Here is a 17190-nt window from a genome sequence, read left to right on the forward strand (position 1 = left end):
ACAGGCGTATAAAAAATGGCTAATGTGTTAAAACCATGAATTATGTTGTAGAAAACATGATTAGTTCATTCATATGCCGGTTTTGTGTCGGCATATGAATAAACGTGTTTGCTTAATAATTGATTTTCCCGCCTCGCTTCCGTTCGGTCTCTTTCAGGAAGATTTTCCGCATGCGCAATGATTTTGGGGTTACTTCGAGGTACTCGTCGTTACCGATGTATTCCAGCGCTTCTTCCAGGCTGAAAACAATGGGTGGGGCCAGCCTTACTTTATCGTCGGAGCCGGAAGCCCGCATGTTGGTCAGTTTTTTCGACTGGGTGATGTTGACCACCAGGTCGTCGGCCCGGCTGTTTTCACCAATTACCATGCCTTCATATACATCTTGTCCCGGATCAATAAAGAAACGTCCGCGGTCTTGCAGTTTATTCAGGGCATATGCGAATGCAGTTCCCGGTTCTTTCGCAATGAGCGAACCGTTATTCCGGCCATCAATGGTGCCTTTCATGGGTTGGTACTCAATAAACCGGTGTGTCATCACCGCTTCGCCGGCCGTGGCCGTCAGCATGTTGGTACGCAAACCGATAATACCGCGCGAAGGAATTAAAAACTCCAGGTGAATGCGGTCGCCTTTCCGTTCCATATTTTGCATCTCGCCTTTGCGCACGGTGACCATTTCCACGACTTTTCCTGAAAATTCGTCCGGCACGTCGATGTGCATTTCTTCAATCGGTTCGCATTTGATACCGCCGATTTCTTTGAATAACACCTTCGGTTGTCCAACCTGGATCTCATAACCTTCGCGACGCATGGTTTCAATTAATACCGACAGGTGTAATACGCCGCGTCCGTAAACCGTGAATGTATCGGCCGATTCTCCTTGTTCGACCCGAAGTGCCAGGTTCTTTTCCAGCTCTTTATCCAGGCGTTCTTTCAAGTGGCGCGATGTCACAAATTTTCCTTCTTTTCCAAAAAAAGGTGAATCGTTGATGGTAAATACCATACTCATGGTTGGTTCATCTACAGCAATCGGATCGAGTGGTTCGGGGTTCTCGATGTCGCAAATCGTGTCGCCGATATCGAAACCTTCGATGCCTACCAATGCGCAAATATCGCCGTTGTGCATGGCTTCCATTTTCTGACGCCCCAATCCGGTAAATGTATGCAGCTCTTTTATTTTACTTCGTTTGATCGAACCATCGCGTTTGGCCAAAGCAACCTGCATGCCTTCTTTCAGGTCGCCCCGGTGAATACGGCCTATGGCAATACGGCCAACATAGGATGAATAATCCAGCGAGGTGATCAGCATTTGCGGCGTGCCTGGATTTTCTTTCGGCGCCGGAATAAATTCCAGAATGGCATCCAGCAGAGGGCTGATGTTGTCGGTTTTTACTGCCAGATCGTTGGTCATCCAACCTTCTTTGGCCGATCCGTAAATGGTAGGAAAATTCAGCTGTTCCTCGGTGGCGTCCAGACTGAACATCAGGTCGAATACCTGCTCGTGAACTTGTTCTGGACGGCAGTTGGGTTTATCTACTTTGTTGACTACTACGATTGGCTTTAAGCCGAGCGCCAGCGCTTTCGATAAGACAAATCGGGTTTGAGGCATGGTACCCTCAAAGGCATCGGCCAACAGTAACACGCCGTCAGCCATGTTTAAAACCCGTTCCACCTCGCCGCCAAAGTCGGCGTGTCCGGGGGTGTCGATGATGTTAATTTTAACGTCTTTGTAGATGACCGAAACGTTCTTGGCCAGAATGGTAATCCCGCGTTCCCGTTCCAGGTCGTTGCTATCGAGAATTAGTTCCTGCTTTTTTTCGTGGTCTTTCAGAATGTTGCAATAATAAATCATTTTGTCCACCAGCGTGGTTTTGCCGTGGTCAACGTGCGCGATGATCGCGATGTTTCTAATCTTCTGCATATAGTCTCCAAAATTGTGGCGCAAAGATAGTTTTATTTCCTCAGCATACGCCCCTTGCGAATATTTATTGACGGTAAGTTAACAAGCCGTGGCAGATCATACATAAAGATTTAACTCTCAATAAGAAAAGCATTCCTGTAAATTGTTAAAAGAAACCGGTCTTGGTAGTTTCACGGAGTTTTCGTTTTTCCTGTTCAAGATTAGGGTTCGAAATTTCCGTCAGCTGAATTCCGTTTAAAGGATGCAGGTTATTTTGTTCGGGCCGGGCAGAAAATTGTTTAAACCATTGGTACAAACGGTCATCGTCGTAAACCCGGTGAATGTCGTGTCCCTTGTCGGGGAAACGGCTGTACTCCACAACTGCCTGGCGCTGTTTGAGGGCTTTTACCATGCGGTCGGCGCGAAATACGGATACCTGGTTGTCTTTTACCCCGTGGAATACCCATACCGGAAGCTGGGACAGGTTTTCCACCCAGTCGGTACTTCCACCTCCGCAGACCGGTGCGATGGCTGCAAATTTATGCGGAAGCCTGTTGGCCAATTCCCAGGTACCGAAGCCGCCTAAGCTCATCCCGGTGAGGTAAACGCGGGTTGGATCGATGCGGTATTTGGCGTTGATTTCAGCATAAATGGTGTCGAACCAGTTTTCGCTGGCCCAATTTTTCCCCCACGGACATTGAGGTGATACGACAATAAAATCAATTTTTTTCCCTTTATCGAGAAAATAAGGCAATCCGTAGCGTTTAACACGGTTGAGATCGGTGCCCGATGCAGATCTGCCGTGAAGATAGAAAATGACAGGCATCGGTTCGCTTTTTAAACTGTCGTAATTTTCAGGGACATAAGTCAGGTAATTGTACCTGACTTTTTTGTCATTATTCAGCGCTTTTGCCTGATGTTGTGAACTTGCTAAAAACGCCGCTAAAAAAAGTACAAGGACAATCCGATACATATTTGTTGAAAATTATGCCGCAAAGGTAGGAAAAAGTATGGCCACTGTAAAGATACAGTCGATTTTTAACATTCAGATTTACAACTCTTAACAAATTTGGGGGAATAAATTTGCAGGTATTTCAATAAAAAACGACGGATTTTCGGCTTCATTTTTTGATCTTTTCAAGCCAATAATCAACGTGCAATCTACTTATGCCGTTTCTTCAATTCGCACACCAGATCTTCTATCCGGTAGCCTTTGTGAGTCAGCAATACAATGAGGTGGTATAACAGGTCTGCTCCTTCATACAAAAAATTCTCGTCGTCGTTGGCCATAGCGCCGATGATGGTTTCCACGGCTTCTTCGCCTACTTTTTGCGCAATTTTTCGGGTTCCTTTCTGAAAGAGGGAAGTGGTATACGACCCTTCGGGCATTTCCTGCTTGCGCTGGTCGATAAAATCCTGAAGGTATTCGAGGAACATCAGGTCGCTTTCTTCGTTTTCCTCATTCCAGCAGGTGTCGGCGCCGGTGTGGCAGGTTGGGCCAACCGGATTAACTTTGATCAGAAGGGTATCATCATCACAATCGGATGCAATGGAAACCACATTCAGAAAGTTTCCGCTTTCTTCGCCTTTGGTCCACAACCGGTTTTTTGTGCGGCTGAAAAAAGTGACTTTACCGGTTTCCTCGGTTTTTTTTACGGCTTCTTCGTTCATGAAACCGAGCATCAATACTTTTAAGGTGGTATTGTCCTGAATAACAGCCGGTATCAGGCCGTTCAGTTTTGAATAATCAAGATTCGTATTTTTCATTTTTATTCATGGTGTTACTTCATACCTTTTTTGTGAGCTTTGTGGAAGATAGAACCACTAAGGGACGCGAATTCCGTCACAAAGATGCACAAAGTTTTATCGTACAACAATTCCTTTACTTTTCAAATAGGCTTTCAGGTCGGGAATGGCAATTTCCTTGTAATGGAAGATGCTCGCGGCCAGGCCTGCATCGGCTTTCCCGTGGGTGAACACGTCTACAAAATGTTCCATATTTCCGGCGCCGCCCGAAGCGATAATCGGTATGGTCAGGTTGTCGGCCAGCCGGGCCAGCTCGTTGCAGGCAAATCCGTTTTTGGTTCCGTCGTGGTTCATCGAGGTGAACAGGATTTCACCCGCCCCGCGGCTTTCTCCTTCTTTGGTCCAGGAGAAAAGTTCTTTATCGGTAGGAATACGTCCTCCGTTTACGGTGACAGTCCAATGCCCGGTCTCGTCGCCTCGGGCATCGATGGCCAGTACCACAAACTGGCTTCCGAAATTAAGCGCCAGCTCGTCGATCAGTTTTGGGTTGCGCACGGCTGATGAGTTGATGCTGATTTTGTCGGCGCCTGCGCTTAGCAGGGCATCGGCGTCTTTCAGTTCGCTGATGCCGCCGCCTACGGTAAACGGGATGTTAATTTCGCGGGCAATGCGTTTTACCAGTTCCACGAAGGTTTTACGCCCTTCGTGCGTAGCGGTGATGTCGAGGAAAACCAGTTCGTCGGCTCCCTGTTCGGCGTACAAGGCGCCCAGTTCAACGGGATCGCCCACGCTTTTGATATTGACAAAGTTGATGCCTTTCACGGTCTGACCGTCTTTGATATCCAGGCATGGTATGATTCGTTTTGCAAGCATTTTTTAAAGTTTAACTTCTTACTGCATAATAAAACGACTGATCTCGTCAAGCCTTATCTTGTTCTCATAAATCGCTTTACCGGTAATAACTCCGGTAACACCCATTTCGTCGAGTTCGCAGATATCTTTCATCGAGGCGATTCCGCCGCTGGCGATCAGTTCCAGATTGGGGAATTGCGCCAGGATTTCTTTGTACAAGTCGATGCTGGGGCCGGTGAGCATACCGTCGCGGGCAATGTCGGTTGAAATAACTTTCCGGATGCCGCGACTGGTGTAACTTTCGATGAAATCAAGGATGGGTAGTTTCGAGACTTCCTGCCAGCCGCTCACGGCAATTTTCTTGTCTTTGGCATCGGCCCCGAGAATGATTTTCTCAGCCCCGTAAGTTTCAATCCAGCTTAAAAAGGTTTCGCGGTCTTTCACGGCAATGCTACCGCCGGTCACCATTTGGGCGCCGCACCCGAAGGCAATGCGCAGGTCGCTGTCGCTTTTTAGTCCGCCGCCAAAGTCAATCACCAGGCTGGTTTTTGAGGCAATGGTCTCCAGTACTTTATAGTTGACAATGTGTTTGGCTTTGGCTCCGTCCAGGTCAACCAGGTGCAGGCGGGTGATGCCGGCATCTTCAAACATTTTGGCCACATCCAGCGGGTTTTCGTTGTACACGGTTTTCTGGTTATAGTCGCCCTGCGACAAGCGAACACACTTGGCGTCGATCAGGTCAATGGCTGGAATGATTGTAATTTTAGTTCCTGAGTTCCTGGGTTCCTGAGTTCCTGAGTATAGATGCATTTTTTTACTTTTCAGAGTTAACTTTTTTGATCGACTCAATAAATGCTGATAACATCCTTTCAATTTCCCTCGAGTCTTGATATAAATCATCAAAAGTTTTGTCATCGAGGAAATCCAAATCTTTTGAAATTTCAAGTTGTGTTTGTAGTTCAAAAAGAGAACCCATTGCAATCTGAAGAAAACGGGTAAATTCATTGGATGATCTTCTTCCAAAGCCTTCTGCAATATTTGATGGGATAGAAACGGCGCTTCTTCTGATCTGACTGGTTAGTCCGTAAGTTTCTTCATTAGGAAAGTTCCTGGTTATATTGTAGATGTTTTTTACAAACGGCATCGCTTTTTGCCAAACTTTTATCTCTCGGTAAGTTTTCATCTATGTCAGCATTTCGGTTTATCGCAACAAAATAACTCAGGTACTTTGGCACTTTGTTACTATGTCGCTTTTACAGTTTTATAAAATTCTCCAGTATTTTTGCACCAACCGGCCCGCTTTTTTCGGGGTGAAACTGGGTGGCGTAAAAGTTATCTTTGTGCAGAGCCGCGCTGAACGGATTGATGTAGTTGCAGACAGCTGCTGTGTGCTCACCTGCCGAGGCATAAAACGAATGCACAAAATAGACATATTGTCCGTTGAGCGATGGATCGAAAATGCCGCTTTTCAGTTGGGTGATGTTGTTCCAACCCATGTGCGGCACCTTGGTGATGTATTCCATGCCCGGTTCGGGAACAAAGCGTTTTACTTTTTCTTCGAAGATTCCCAGACAAGGCGTATCTCCTTCTTCGGAATGGCTGCACATGAGCTGAAGCCCCAGGCAGATGCCCAAAACCGGCTGGGTGAGCGAGGGGATCAGCCTGTCCATCCCTTCCTTTCTTAAAAAGGCCATGGTGGTGCTGGCTTCGCCCACTCCCGGAAAAATTACTTTATCAGCTTTTCTGATTTTTTCATGATCCCCGGTTATTTCAGATTGAATACCCAGGCGCAGCAAGGCATTACTTACCGATTCGATATTTCCGGCGTTGTATTTGATGATTACGATGTTCATAAGGCCATTTCTTAATCCTCCCCGGAAGGAGATTTTGCTAAAATAGAAATTCAGTTTTTGGTTGGTTTTTTTTCTTCTCCTCCTTTGGCGGAGGCCGGGAGGAGGCTTTCAATCACCTCCTTCATTTCTTCAAATTCTTCTTCTTTGTAAAGCCTGGTCATAAAAACGATCTTTCCGCTTGGGTCGATGATCACATTTCGTGTGACGCCTGCACCTTTTTCGGCATACGAATAAAATATTTTGCCTTTCGGATCGAGCAGCACGGGGTAGGTGACCGGTATTTGTTTGGTGTATTTTTCAACCACTTCTTTGGGTTCGTCCAGGTCAACTCCGAAAAGGGCAAAATCCGGGTTGTTTTTATGTTTTTGCCAGATGTCTTTTTCGATGTGCGGCATTTCTTTCCGGCATACCGAACACCAACTGGCGGTAAATTGCAGCATAACAACTCTCCCTTTCAAATCAGATAGCCGGATGGTTTTGCCGTCGGGCGTTTCAGCTGTAAAATCGGGCGCCTGCTGCCCGATCTTCACAATGTAGCCGTAATCGGCCGGCACGTCCCTGACCGGGACTTGTGCCTGTGTAACTAAAGCAATCATTACGAGGATAACAGACAGATACTTCATGATAAAAATTTTAATCACCAATCACCAATCACCAATCACTAATCACTAATCACTAATGAACTAATTAAACACCACCGTCCGGTTTTTGTATACGAGAACTTTCCGCTGCAGGTGCTTAAACACGGCATTCGAAAGTACAATTTTCTCCAGATCGCGGCCTTTGCGGGTAAGGCTTTTTACTGTATCTACATGACTGCATTGGGTAACGCCCTGCTCAATGATGGGGCCGGCATCCAAATCGCTGGTCACATAGTGGCTGGTTGCCCCAATCAGTTTCACCCCGCGCTCGTGAGCCGCGTGGTAGGGTTTGGCGCCGGCAAAAGCCGGAAGAAACGAGTGGTGGATATTGATGATCTTGTTTGGGTAATGCTGCACAAAATCTTTCGAGAGGATCTGCATGTAGCGAGCCAGCACGATGAAATTGACCCGATGCTTTTTCAGCAATTCCAGTTCAGCAGCTTCCTGCTGCGTTTTGTTTTCAGTAGTGACTTCAAAATAATGAAAGTCAATGCCGAAACGTTCGGCAACCGGACGCATATCTTCGTGATTGCTAACAATGACGGGAATTTCCACATCCCATTCGCCGGCCGTGTAACGCGATAAAATATCGAACAGGCAGTGCGACATTTTGGAGACAAAAATGGCCATACGCGGAATTTCTTCCGAAAAGTAGAGTTTCCAGGTCATTTCCAGTTTAGATGCAATCAGCGTGTCAAAGTATTCGCCTATTTTCTCGGCGGGTATGGCAAAACCTTCCAGTTCCCATTCCACCCGGGTGTAAAATATTTTTTGTGCACGGTCGACATACTGGTCGAGGTATATAATATTGCCGTTATTCTTGTTCAGAAATTCGGTGACAGTTGCCAGAATGCCCTGCCGGTCGGGGCAGTGGATGAGCAGGATGGCCGTATTTTTTTTCTCACGTAAGGGTTTAATGCTTTTCATAGATTTCCTGGTTTTAGGCTACAAACTCCCTTTTGTGGAAGGAAGCTCAAAGTTAAACACATCTTTTTTAATGGCCATCTTTATGGCCCGGGCCAGCGCTTTAAAAATACCTTCAATTTTATGATGTTCGTTTTGCCCTTCGGCCTTTATATTTAAATTCGAGAGCGAAGCATCGGAAAAGGATTTGAAAAAGTGGAAGAACATTTCGGTGGGCATGTCGCCCACTTTTTCGCGTTTAAATTCAGCATCCCATACCAGCCAGGGACGGCCTCCGAAGTCGATGACCGCCTGAGCCAGACAGTCGTCCATGGGCAGACAGTAGCCGTAGCGTTCAATGCCGCGCTTGTTGCCCAAGGCCAGTTTAAAAGCTTCGCCCAGCGCCAGACCGGTATCTTCGATGGTGTGGTGTTCGTCCACCTCCAGATCGCCGGTTACCTGTATGGTCAAATCAATACCGGAGTGCCGCGCAATTTGGTCGAGCATGTGGTCGAAGAATCCGAGGCCGGTGCTGATGGTCCCTTTACCGGTGCCGTCCAGGTTTAGTTCGACCAGGATTTGTGTTTCGCGGGTGTTTCGCTGTACGCTGGCTGTGCGTTGGGGAGCGGCAACGCAGGCGTAAATCTCGTCCCAGTCGGAGGTGATGAGTACGCAGTTGTTTGCCAGTTGTTTTTCGTTCAACTGTCCGGCAAGCGAACCGTCGTTAATCAGAATACCTTTTGCACCGAGGTTTTTGGCCAGTTCGATGTCGGTCAGCCGATCGCCGATCACGAAGCTGTTGGCCAGGTCGTAGCTGCCGTCCAGGTATTTTCCCAGCAGTCCGGTCCGTGGTTTGCGGGTGGGGGCGTTGTCCTGCGGAAAACTGCGGTCGATCAGAATATCATTGAAAAGAATACCTTCATTTTCGAGGGCTTTCAACATTTTATGATGAGCCGGCCAAAAAGTATCTTCGGGGAACGATGCGGTACCCAAACCATCCTGGTTGGTGACCATCACCAATTCGTAGTCCAGGTTTTTGGCAATGAAGTGCATGTTGCGGAAAACTTTCGGGAGAAATTCCAGTTTTTCGAGCGAGTCGATCTGTTCGTCGGCAGGTTCCGCAATCAGGGTGCCGTCGCGGTCAATGAATAAAGCTCTTTTCATATCAAATCGTTCAGTTTTTCAATCAAAATTGCGTTTTCTTCGGGCGATCCAACGGTAATTCGCAGGCTGTCGTCACACAATATTACTTTCGACCGGTCGCGTACAATAATGCCGTTTTCTACCAGGTAATCGTAAATGCCGCGGGCATCGTGCATTTTTACCAGCAGGAAATTGGCGTCTGACGGGAAAATTTTTACAACAAACGGGAACGATTTCAGTTGATCAGTCAGCTTTTGCCGTTCTTCGATCAGCAGTTGCACCCAATTGTTTTTTTCTTCTTCCCGGTCAAGAAGCTCCAGCGCTTTTTGCTGTGTGAGTATATTAATATTGTAGGGATATTTTATTTTATTGAAAATGTGGATGATTTCGGGTGAAGCAAATGCCATCCCTAAGCGGATGCCGGCCATTCCCCACGCTTTGGAAAAAGTTTGTAAAATTACCAGGTTTTCATGTTGATTAAGCCGGGGCAATAAACTGGCGCCGGGGGCAAAGTCGATGTAAGCCTCGTCAAGCACTACCAGCCCATCGAAACCTCTGATCAGTTTTAATATTTCGGCTCTGTCGAGCAGATTGGCAGTGGGGTTATTGGGCGAACAAATGAAAATCAGTTTGGTATGTGCGTCTGTTTCTGACAGTAACTCATCGGCAACAAAACTGTAGTCCTCTTTTAATCTTACCGTTCTAACCTCAATCTGATTGATGCCGGCAGCAACCTGGTACATGCCGTAGGTAGGGTCGATGTTTACGACGTTATCCAGACCCGGTTCGCAAAAAGCGCGAAACAACAAGTCGATGGGTTCATCGCTGCCATTGCCCAAAAAAATTTGTTCGGCCCGGCACACTTTTATTTTGGCAATTTTTTCTTTCAATTCCCGCTGCAAAGGATCCGGGTAACGGTTATACGGCTGGTTGAAGGGATTCTCGTTGGCATCGAGGAAAACCATGGCCTCACCCGAAAATTCATCTCGTGCGGATGAATAAGGTTTCAGGTTTTTGATGTTATTGCGTAAGAGTTTGTCTAAATTCATAATTTCGTTTTCAACTGTCTTCAATTGTTTTCAACCGCGTTCAACCTTAATGTCACGGCATTTTTATGGGCATCCAGTTCTTCGGCTGCCGCCATGGTTTCGATGACAGGCCCCAGGTTCTGAATGCCTTCTTTTGAAATTTCCTGGAAGGTGATTTTTTTCATAAAGCTGTCGAGGTTGACGCCGCTGAAAGATCGTGCCCAACCGTTCGTAGGCAAGGTGTGGTTTGTGCCGGAGGCATAGTCTCCGGCGCTCTCGGGCGTGTAATTTCCTAAAAATACAGAACCGGCATTAACGATTTTTTCGGCTGTATCCAGGTAGTTTTTCATGGAAATAATCAAATGCTCCGGAGCATATTCATTAATCAACTCAATCATTTGATTTTCTTTCTCCAACACGATGGCTACGCTGTTGCCCAAGGCTTTCGAGGCAATCTCTTTGCGGCTCAGCTGAGCCAATTGTTTTTCCAGGGCCATTTCAACTTCATTCACCAGTTTTTCCGAGTTTGTCACCAGAACAACTTGTGAATCAGGACCGTGTTCTGCCTGTGACAGCAGGTCGGAAGCAATGAATTCGGGATTGGCTGTTTCATCGGCCATAACGGCTACTTCAGATGGACCGGCGGGCATATCAATCGCTACATCGCTGATACTGACCAATTGTTTCGCTGCCATGACATATTGGTTCCCGGGACCAAAAATTTTGTCAACTTTGGGAATACAGTCAGATCCGTAAGCCATCGCCCCGATTGCCTGAACACCGCCAAGTTTAAATATTTTGGTAACGCCAACCAGCTTTGCTGTAAACAGAATTGCCGGGTGAACTTTTCCTTCCTTGTTAGGGGGGGTGCAAAGTACAATTTCTTTGCATCCGGCAATCCTGGCCGGGATGGCCAGCATCAGTACCGTTGAAAACAGCGGAGCCGAGCCTCCCGGAACATACAGGCCCACTTTGTTGATGGCAACCGCTTTTTGCCAGCAGGTGACTCCCGGATGCGTTTCGATCTTTTGCAATTCGGGCTTTTGGCTGATATGAAAACGGGTAATGTTGCCGGCAGCTGTTTCGATGGCGGCTTTCAGGTTGTCGTCGAGTTGGCAGGCAGCGGCATTTATTTCCTCTTCGGAAACGGAGAATTTACCCAAAAATACACCGTCAAACTTTTCGGTGTATTTCCGGATGGCATGTCCTCCGCTTGATTGAATGTCATTCAAAATAAGGCGGACTTTCTCCGTGAGGTCGGAGGCATTAAACAGGGGCCGTTTCAATAGCTGAGGCCATTCTTTTGGTTCCGGATTGATATATCGTTTCATGCGTTGCACTTTTCAAAAGGTTTATTTTCGATTGCAGGAAGAAGATGTTCCGGCTTAAAAAATCATTTTTTCAATAGGCACTACCAGGATTCCCTGGGCGCCGGCGTTTTTTAGTTTGCCGATGATTTCCCAGAATTCATTTTCCGAGATCACCGAATGCAGTGAACTCCAGCCTTCTTCGGCCAGCGGCGTAACCGTGGGACTTTTCATCCCCGGAAGTATGGCTGAAATCTCCGCAATTTTTTCATTTGGAGCGTTCAGCAGAATGTATTTTTTCCCTTCGGCACGTTGCACCGATTCCATCCGAAAGATCAGTTCATCCAGTACCGCTTTTTTCGCATCGCTCAAATTTGGGTTGGCAATCAGCACGGCTTCCGACGCGGTAACCACCTCTACTTCTTTCAAGCGGTTGCTCACCAGGGTGGAGCCGGAGCTTACAATGTCGAAAATGGCATCGGCCAATCCAATTCCGGGGGCAATTTCAACCGATCCGGTGATGACGTGAATGTCGGCCTGTATTTGGTGTTGGTTCAGAAAATCCTGTAAAATGACCGGATAGGAGGTAGCAATTTTTTTTCCGTTAAACCAGCTTATACCCGGATAATCTTCAGACTTTGGGATGGCCAACGATAAGCGGCACTTGCTGAATCCCAGTCGTTTGGCAACGATGACCTTTTCTTTTTTTTCCAGCATTTCGTTTTCGCCCACAATACCGATGTCGGCTACGCCATCGGCTACAGTTTGCGGAATATCGTCATCGCGCAGAAAAAGTGCATCCATCGGGAAATTCTTGGCTGAAGCCAGGAGCACCCGCGCGCTTCCCAGTGAAAACCGGATTCCAGCTTCTTTGATTAATTCCATCGAGTCTTCATACAGACGACCTTTGTTTTGAATCGCAATCTTCAGTTGTGTCATAGTTTTTTGATAAAATGAAAAAAGACCTACCTTTCGGTAAGCCTTCTTTGGGTTAATATTTTCAGACAAAACACAAGAATTACGGCCTACCGGTGAATAGGATATTCCAATGATGGCCGCAATGTCCGGTTTTGTTAATCATGTCATTTTATTTTTGTGCTGCAATTATAGTGATAAAATGAAAGTGAACCAAATCATTTTCTGATAATTTATAAAATTTATGGGATTGATTCTCCTTAATTCTGAAAAAACAAATTTTCAAGGTTCAAGCGGGCATTCTCCATTTCAATCATAACGCTATGTCGATCAAAGGATTTTTTATTTTGATTCCCCTGCACTTTTTTAACCAAAATGAGAACAACTGTCTGTCAATCTTATTAATTTTGGCCGCGGTTACCACGATTCGCCGACCCGGATTCGTTTGCAGGAGCAACTGCCACAGGTGCCCGCTACATTTAATCATCCGTAATTTTATTAAACCAATCGTTGGAGGCGATTTGCAAGATGACTTATTTTGGTGAGATAGCAGCCTTATTTACTGCCCTTTTCTGGACGGTAACCAGTATGGCTTTTGAGTCGGCTGGTAAAAAAGTGGGTTCGTTGGCGGTTAACCTGATCCGTTTAGTGATTGCTTTTTTCATTTACGCCGTTTATACCCAGCTGACACGGGGGATGTGGTTCCCGTTTGATGCCGGAGCTGAACGCTGGTTGTGGCTGGCCTTATCGGGTTTGGTTGGTTTCGTTATTGGCGATTTATTCCTGTTTCAGGCTTTCGTGGTGATTGGCGCCCGCATTTCGATGTTAATTATGGCTATGGCCCCGCCGTTCACGGCATTTATTTCATATTTCATCCTGGGCGAAGTTTTGTCGCCCATGAATTGGTTTGGGATGGCAATGACCTTAACCGGCATCAGTATGGTGATTTTGAAACGGGAAAACAAAAGCATTAAAGGAGAAGAGGTGATCCGGAAACGTTTAACTTCGGCCTATCCCTGGCAGGGAATTTTGCTGGCTTTGGGTGGCGCATTGGGGCAGGCTGTTGGTTTGGTGCTGAGCAAGAAAGGGATGGGCGATTACGATGCATTTGCGGCCTCGCAAATTCGGGTACTGACCGGAGTTGTAGGTTTTGCCGTCTTGTTGCTGGTTTTGAAACGCTATCGCCGGGTGTGGGACGCGATGAAAAACCTGTCGGCGATGAAACGGATTACCCTTGGGTCTGTTTTCGGACCGTTTTTGGGAGTCGCCTTCTCACTGCTTTCCATTCAGCATACCAAAGCGGGGATTTCGGCAACTATCATGTCGATTGTTCCTGTTCTGATCATTCCGCCGGCTATTTTCATTTTTAAGGAGAAAGTAAATTGGAAAGAAATTGCGGGAGCAATTATAACGGTATTTGGTGTCGCCATTTTCTTTTTGTAATTTGTATGCGAAATGATTTGACGGAAGAACAAGCTTTGATTTTGATATAACTAAATTTTAATCAGATGAGTTCGCAACTTAAAGCAATTGTAGCACACCTTACTTTGATTGGCTGGATTATTGCCATAATCCTGAACAATACCGATAAAGATGAACTGACCTCTTTTTACCTGAGGCAAACGCTTGGTATCTATTTGCTTGGTCTGGTGGGAACAATCATTCCTGCAATACGCGTTATTATGGGAGTTGTTGTATTTATTCTATGGATTATCAGTCTGGTTGGCGCTATCCAGCAAAAAAGAAATGAGATCCCCGTTATCGGAGCTTATTTTCAGGATTGGTTTAGAGGAATTCATTGAGATTCGATTTCCCTGTAACATCAATGAGCGCAGGAAATACCGGTTGAATTTCTAAAAATCGGAAACGGGATTTAATCAGAAAGATCAAATCCCGTTTTATGCTGTTGCTTTTCCGGAATGAGTAAAGGCTTACCTGGATTGGAACGCAAGAAGCTTCCGGCTTCCGGAACTTATCTTAACTGAACCAATACGACTGATTTTGCGGGGAGCACGACGGTTAGTTTCCCGTCTTTGGGTTTTTTAACATCAAATGTTTTTAGCGTAACTTTTTCTTCTTTACCAAAGTCATTGTAATCGTTCATGTTTTTAGCGGTAACTATTTGGCCGCTGGCCGAACTGACGTGTTGCCCGGTAAGAGTGATATCGATGCTTTCCGGTTGATTCGGGTTCAGGTTACACAACGTGATTGAAACCACTTCGTTCTTCACTGAAGCGGAGGCGTGTACCGATGGAACTGATTTGCCATCCAAATGGTATTGGGTTGATTTGAGATTTGATGGAATCAAGGTCGCATCCTGGTGTGCGCCGTACATTTTAAAAACATAGTAAGTCGGAGTCAGTACAATTTCATCGTCTTTGGTGAGAATCACCGATTGTAATACGTTTACAGTTTGTGCAATGTTGGCCATTTTTACCCGGTCAGCATGGTTGTTGAAAATGTTGAGGTTGATCCCGGCAACCAGCGCATCGCGCAGGGTGTTTTGCTGGTACAGGAATCCCGGGTTTGTGCCGGGTTCAACGTCGAACCAGTTGCCCCATTCATCAACTATCAATCCAATGTGTTTTCCCGGATCATATTTATCCATAATTGTCGAATGACGCTGCACCAGCGTTTCCATTTTTAAGGTATTGTTCATCACCGAAATCCAGTCGTTTTCGTTGAAATCGGTAGCCGATCCTTTATCCGGCCAGCTTGTCGTAAACGTGTAGCTGTGCAGCGACACTCCCTGTACCAGTTGCCGGTGCCGGGCTGTTTTCTGCATCAGCACTTCCATCCAGTTATAGTCGTCAACGTTGGGGCCGCCCGCGATGCGGTATAAATTGCCCTGGCAATAGGTGGCGAAGCGGTTGTACAGGTCGGCATAATACTCCGGAGTCATGTGGCCGCCACAGCCCCAGTTTTCATTTCCGATTCCCCAATACCGTACTTTCCAGGGCTCTTCACGTCCGTTTTTTTTGCGAAAATCAGTCATGGGGCTGATATTGGCCGAAGTAACATATTCAACCCATTCTGAAGCTTCCTGTACGGTTCCCGATCCAACGTTTAGGTTGATGTAGGGTTCAGCATCAATTAAATCGCAGAAATCCAGAAACTCATGCGTGCCAAAACTGTTGTCTTCGGTAACGCCTCCCCAGTGTACGTTTACCATTGAAGGACGTTGATGCCGGGGGCCAATTCCGTCTTTCCAGTGATAAGTGTCTGCAAAACATCCTCCCGGCCAGCGGAGCAGCGGTATTTGCATGTCTTTCAGGGCGACAATAATATCTTCTCTGAACCCCCGGATGTTGGGAATGTCAGAGTCTTCGCCGACATAAATTCCTCCATAAATACAACGTCCGAGGTGTTCGGCAAAGTGACCGTAAATTTCCCGGTTGATCTTTGTTTCTGCCTGATCGGCATGAAGGCTCAGTGTACTTTGTCCAATCGTGCTTATACTGATAAGTGAAAGGATAATAAGTGAACAGATCGTTTTCTTTTTCATCATATGGTTGTTTGTGACAATCAAAAATAATAAAAGTATTAATTACTTTTTACTGATAGGTTTTATAACACCTTTTAAATGACATGAACAACAGTCCGAAAGGTTGGGACAGATCGGTTTGGTTGCCTTTTTGTTCGTCGTTTATACCATTCGATCCATCGACTGGTAATTCCTGATGAAAGCTGCCGAATAGATTAAAATGATTATAAATAAGTGAGCCGAAATTATGGATGTGATTTTTTGAAGTATCAGGTTGATTGTTTTAAATGCTCGTAAATAAAGATTTTTAGGAAAGTTAGGCGTTTATATTTTATGATTAAACCGTCAGAAAGTGATTATTTGAAAATATTATGTTTTGGTTATACGGAAACGAACCTTGATTTCTTAAGGCCGTTTGGCTATATTTGCCTGCTTTGCAAAGGAAAGATCAACAATTCCATCCTTTGTACGCCAACACAAACACGGGTTGGCTAAACTAAATGCGATAGAAACTGATAAATTTAAGTATGATGAAAGCCTTTAAGATTATCGTTCTTGCCAAACAGGTTCCGGACACGCGGAATGTAGGCAAAGACGCTATGAAAGCCGATGGTACGATTAATCGTGCTGCCTTGCCGGCTATTTTTAATCCCGAAGATTTAAATGCGTTGGAGCAGGCGTTGCGCATCAAAGAGAATTTCCCGGGAACCACTGTGACCATTTTAACCATGGGACCGGGACGTGCAGCTGAGATTATCCGCGAAGGAATGTTCCGGGGCGCGGATGGTGGAATCTTGCTTACCGACCGTGCTTTTGCCGGTTCCGACACCCTGGCAACGTCCTACGCGATTTCCCGGGTTTTGAAGAAAGTAAAAGATTTTGATCTGATCATCGCCGGCCGTCAGGCTATAGACGGCGACACCGCTCAGGTAGGCCCGCAGGTGGCTGAAAAACTTGGGCTTCCGCAAGTGACTTATGTCGAGGAAGTGCAAAAGATTGAAGCGGGCAAAGTGTACGTGAAACGTCGCTTGGAGCGGGGAGTGGAAGTTGTCAGCTGCCCGGTCCCGATGGTGATGACTGTTAACGGTTCTGCTCCTGATTGCCGTGCCAGAAATGCCAAGTTGCTGATGAAATACAAGCATGCAAAATCTGTTTCAGAGCTTCAAAATTCCAACGAAGATTACCTGCATTTGTATAACGACCGTCCTTATCTGAATATTCCTGAGTGGTCGGTGAACGATATTGAGGTGAACCTGGACGAATTAGGTTTGAGCGGATCCCCCACAAAAGTAAAAACGGTGGAAAATGTTGTGCTGCAGGCTAAAGGAGCAAAAGTGATTTCCGCCGCCGATGGCGATATCGATGATTTGATGCGTGAATTGATTGAAAATCACACCATTGGTTAACCCCTAAATTAATCT

The 17190-nt window shown here is 46.1% G+C and carries 17 protein-coding genes; 3 read left to right on the forward strand and 14 right to left on the reverse strand.

What is annotated here, in order from left to right; all coding sequences use genetic code 11:
* Positions 1 to 112: 112 nt before the first annotated feature.
* The 13 genes from typA to hisG form a co-directional block, all read right to left on the reverse strand.
* On the reverse strand, positions 113 to 1918 hold the full coding sequence (typA, locus tag AC6H3C_RS09725) for a translational GTPase TypA (protein ID WP_497520579.1): 1806 nt from the start codon (positions 1916 to 1918) through the stop codon (positions 113 to 115).
* 145 nt (positions 1919 to 2063) lie between these two features.
* Positions 2064 to 2870, reverse strand: a complete 807-nt coding sequence (locus AC6H3C_RS09730; RefSeq protein ID WP_497520580.1) for a carboxylesterase family protein — start codon at positions 2868 to 2870, stop codon at positions 2064 to 2066.
* A gap of 188 nt (positions 2871 to 3058) precedes the next feature.
* Positions 3059 to 3664, reverse strand: coding sequence for a bifunctional phosphoribosyl-AMP cyclohydrolase/phosphoribosyl-ATP diphosphatase HisIE (hisIE, locus tag AC6H3C_RS09735; RefSeq protein WP_497520581.1), 606 nt, complete (start codon positions 3662 to 3664; stop codon positions 3059 to 3061).
* Between the two features lie 96 nt (positions 3665 to 3760).
* Complete coding sequence (hisF, locus tag AC6H3C_RS09740; RefSeq protein WP_497520582.1) at positions 3761 to 4516, reverse strand: imidazole glycerol phosphate synthase subunit HisF; 756 nt, start codon at positions 4514 to 4516, stop codon at positions 3761 to 3763.
* Positions 4517 to 4534: 18 nt separating this feature from the next.
* Positions 4535 to 5305 (reverse strand): 1-(5-phosphoribosyl)-5-[(5-phosphoribosylamino)methylideneamino]imidazole-4-carboxamide isomerase, encoded by a 771-nt coding sequence (gene hisA / locus AC6H3C_RS09745; protein WP_497520583.1) that lies wholly within the window; start codon positions 5303 to 5305, stop codon positions 4535 to 4537.
* Positions 5306 to 5309: 4 nt separating this feature from the next.
* A complete protein-coding gene (locus AC6H3C_RS09750; RefSeq protein WP_497520584.1) occupies positions 5310 to 5678 on the reverse strand; it encodes a four helix bundle protein in 369 nt (122 codons plus the stop codon).
* 70 nt (positions 5679 to 5748) lie between these two features.
* Positions 5749 to 6348, reverse strand: a complete 600-nt coding sequence (gene hisH / locus AC6H3C_RS09755) for an imidazole glycerol phosphate synthase subunit HisH (RefSeq protein WP_497520585.1) — start codon at positions 6346 to 6348, stop codon at positions 5749 to 5751.
* Between the two features lie 50 nt (positions 6349 to 6398).
* Positions 6399 to 6971 (reverse strand): peroxiredoxin family protein, encoded by a 573-nt coding sequence (locus AC6H3C_RS09760; RefSeq protein WP_497520586.1) that lies wholly within the window; start codon positions 6969 to 6971, stop codon positions 6399 to 6401.
* Positions 6972 to 7031: 60 nt separating this feature from the next.
* Complete coding sequence (gene purU / locus AC6H3C_RS09765; RefSeq protein WP_497520587.1) at positions 7032 to 7916, reverse strand: formyltetrahydrofolate deformylase; 885 nt, start codon at positions 7914 to 7916, stop codon at positions 7032 to 7034.
* 18 nt (positions 7917 to 7934) lie between these two features.
* On the reverse strand, positions 7935 to 9056 hold the full coding sequence (gene hisB, locus AC6H3C_RS09770) for a bifunctional histidinol-phosphatase/imidazoleglycerol-phosphate dehydratase HisB (RefSeq protein ID WP_497520588.1): 1122 nt from the start codon (positions 9054 to 9056) through the stop codon (positions 7935 to 7937).
* A complete protein-coding gene (gene hisC, locus AC6H3C_RS09775; protein WP_497520589.1) occupies positions 9053 to 10084 on the reverse strand; it encodes a histidinol-phosphate transaminase in 1032 nt (343 codons plus the stop codon). Before hisC ends, hisB begins: the two co-directional genes overlap by 4 nt.
* Before the next feature lie 20 nt (positions 10085 to 10104).
* A complete protein-coding gene (hisD, locus tag AC6H3C_RS09780; protein WP_497520590.1) occupies positions 10105 to 11394 on the reverse strand; it encodes a histidinol dehydrogenase in 1290 nt (429 codons plus the stop codon).
* Between the two features lie 54 nt (positions 11395 to 11448).
* Entirely contained in the window at positions 11449 to 12309 is an 861-nt protein-coding gene (gene hisG, locus AC6H3C_RS09785) for an ATP phosphoribosyltransferase (protein WP_497520591.1), read from the reverse strand.
* Between the two features lie 486 nt (positions 12310 to 12795).
* Between hisG and AC6H3C_RS09790 the strand changes: the two genes are divergently transcribed.
* On the forward strand, positions 12796 to 13728 hold the full coding sequence (locus AC6H3C_RS09790; RefSeq protein ID WP_497520592.1) for a DMT family transporter: 933 nt from the start codon (positions 12796 to 12798) through the stop codon (positions 13726 to 13728).
* Positions 13729 to 13793: 65 nt separating this feature from the next.
* The gene (locus AC6H3C_RS09795; RefSeq protein WP_497520593.1) at positions 13794 to 14087 is read left to right on the forward strand and encodes a hypothetical protein; all 294 of its coding nucleotides are present in this window, start codon (positions 13794 to 13796) and stop codon (positions 14085 to 14087) included.
* 170 nt (positions 14088 to 14257) lie between these two features.
* Here the strand turns inward: AC6H3C_RS09795 and AC6H3C_RS09800 are convergent, their stop codons facing one another.
* Positions 14258 to 15793, reverse strand: coding sequence for an alpha-N-arabinofuranosidase (locus AC6H3C_RS09800; protein ID WP_497520594.1), 1536 nt, complete (start codon positions 15791 to 15793; stop codon positions 14258 to 14260).
* 503 nt (positions 15794 to 16296) lie between these two features.
* Here AC6H3C_RS09800 and AC6H3C_RS09805 point away from each other — a divergent pair.
* Entirely contained in the window at positions 16297 to 17175 is an 879-nt protein-coding gene (locus AC6H3C_RS09805; RefSeq protein WP_497520595.1) for an electron transfer flavoprotein subunit beta/FixA family protein, read from the forward strand.
* Positions 17176 to 17190: the final 15 nt, after the last annotated feature.

The organism is Gaoshiqia sp. US2 (assembly GCF_059705485.1).

Coding starts and splice junctions, on each gene's coding strand:
- AC6H3C_RS09805 (WP_497520595.1), top strand. CDS start 16,297: ATGATGAAAGCCTTTAAGATTATCGTTCTTGCCAAACAGGTTCCGGAC.
- hisF (WP_497520582.1), bottom strand. CDS start 4,516: ATGCTTGCAAAACGAATCATACCATGCCTGGATATCAAAGACGGTCAG.
- AC6H3C_RS09800 (WP_497520594.1), bottom strand. CDS start 15,793: ATGATGAAAAAGAAAACGATCTGTTCACTTATTATCCTTTCACTTATC.
- hisC (WP_497520589.1), bottom strand. CDS start 10,084: ATGAATTTAGACAAACTCTTACGCAATAACATCAAAAACCTGAAACCT.
- hisG (WP_497520591.1), bottom strand. CDS start 12,309: ATGACACAACTGAAGATTGCGATTCAAAACAAAGGTCGTCTGTATGAA.
- hisH (WP_497520585.1), bottom strand. CDS start 6,348: ATGAACATCGTAATCATCAAATACAACGCCGGAAATATCGAATCGGTA.
- purU (WP_497520587.1), bottom strand. CDS start 7,916: ATGAAAAGCATTAAACCCTTACGTGAGAAAAAAAATACGGCCATCCTG.
- AC6H3C_RS09750 (WP_497520584.1), bottom strand. CDS start 5,678: ATGAAAACTTACCGAGAGATAAAAGTTTGGCAAAAAGCGATGCCGTTT.
- AC6H3C_RS09760 (WP_497520586.1), bottom strand. CDS start 6,971: ATGAAGTATCTGTCTGTTATCCTCGTAATGATTGCTTTAGTTACACAG.
- hisIE (WP_497520581.1), bottom strand. CDS start 3,664: ATGAAAAATACGAATCTTGATTATTCAAAACTGAACGGCCTGATACCG.
- AC6H3C_RS09795 (WP_497520593.1), top strand. CDS start 13,794: ATGAGTTCGCAACTTAAAGCAATTGTAGCACACCTTACTTTGATTGGC.
- AC6H3C_RS09730 (WP_497520580.1), bottom strand. CDS start 2,870: ATGTATCGGATTGTCCTTGTACTTTTTTTAGCGGCGTTTTTAGCAAGT.
- hisD (WP_497520590.1), bottom strand. CDS start 11,394: ATGAAACGATATATCAATCCGGAACCAAAAGAATGGCCTCAGCTATTG.
- hisB (WP_497520588.1), bottom strand. CDS start 9,056: ATGAAAAGAGCTTTATTCATTGACCGCGACGGCACCCTGATTGCGGAA.
- hisA (WP_497520583.1), bottom strand. CDS start 5,305: ATGCATCTATACTCAGGAACTCAGGAACCCAGGAACTCAGGAACTAAA.
- typA (WP_497520579.1), bottom strand. CDS start 1,918: ATGCAGAAGATTAGAAACATCGCGATCATCGCGCACGTTGACCACGGC.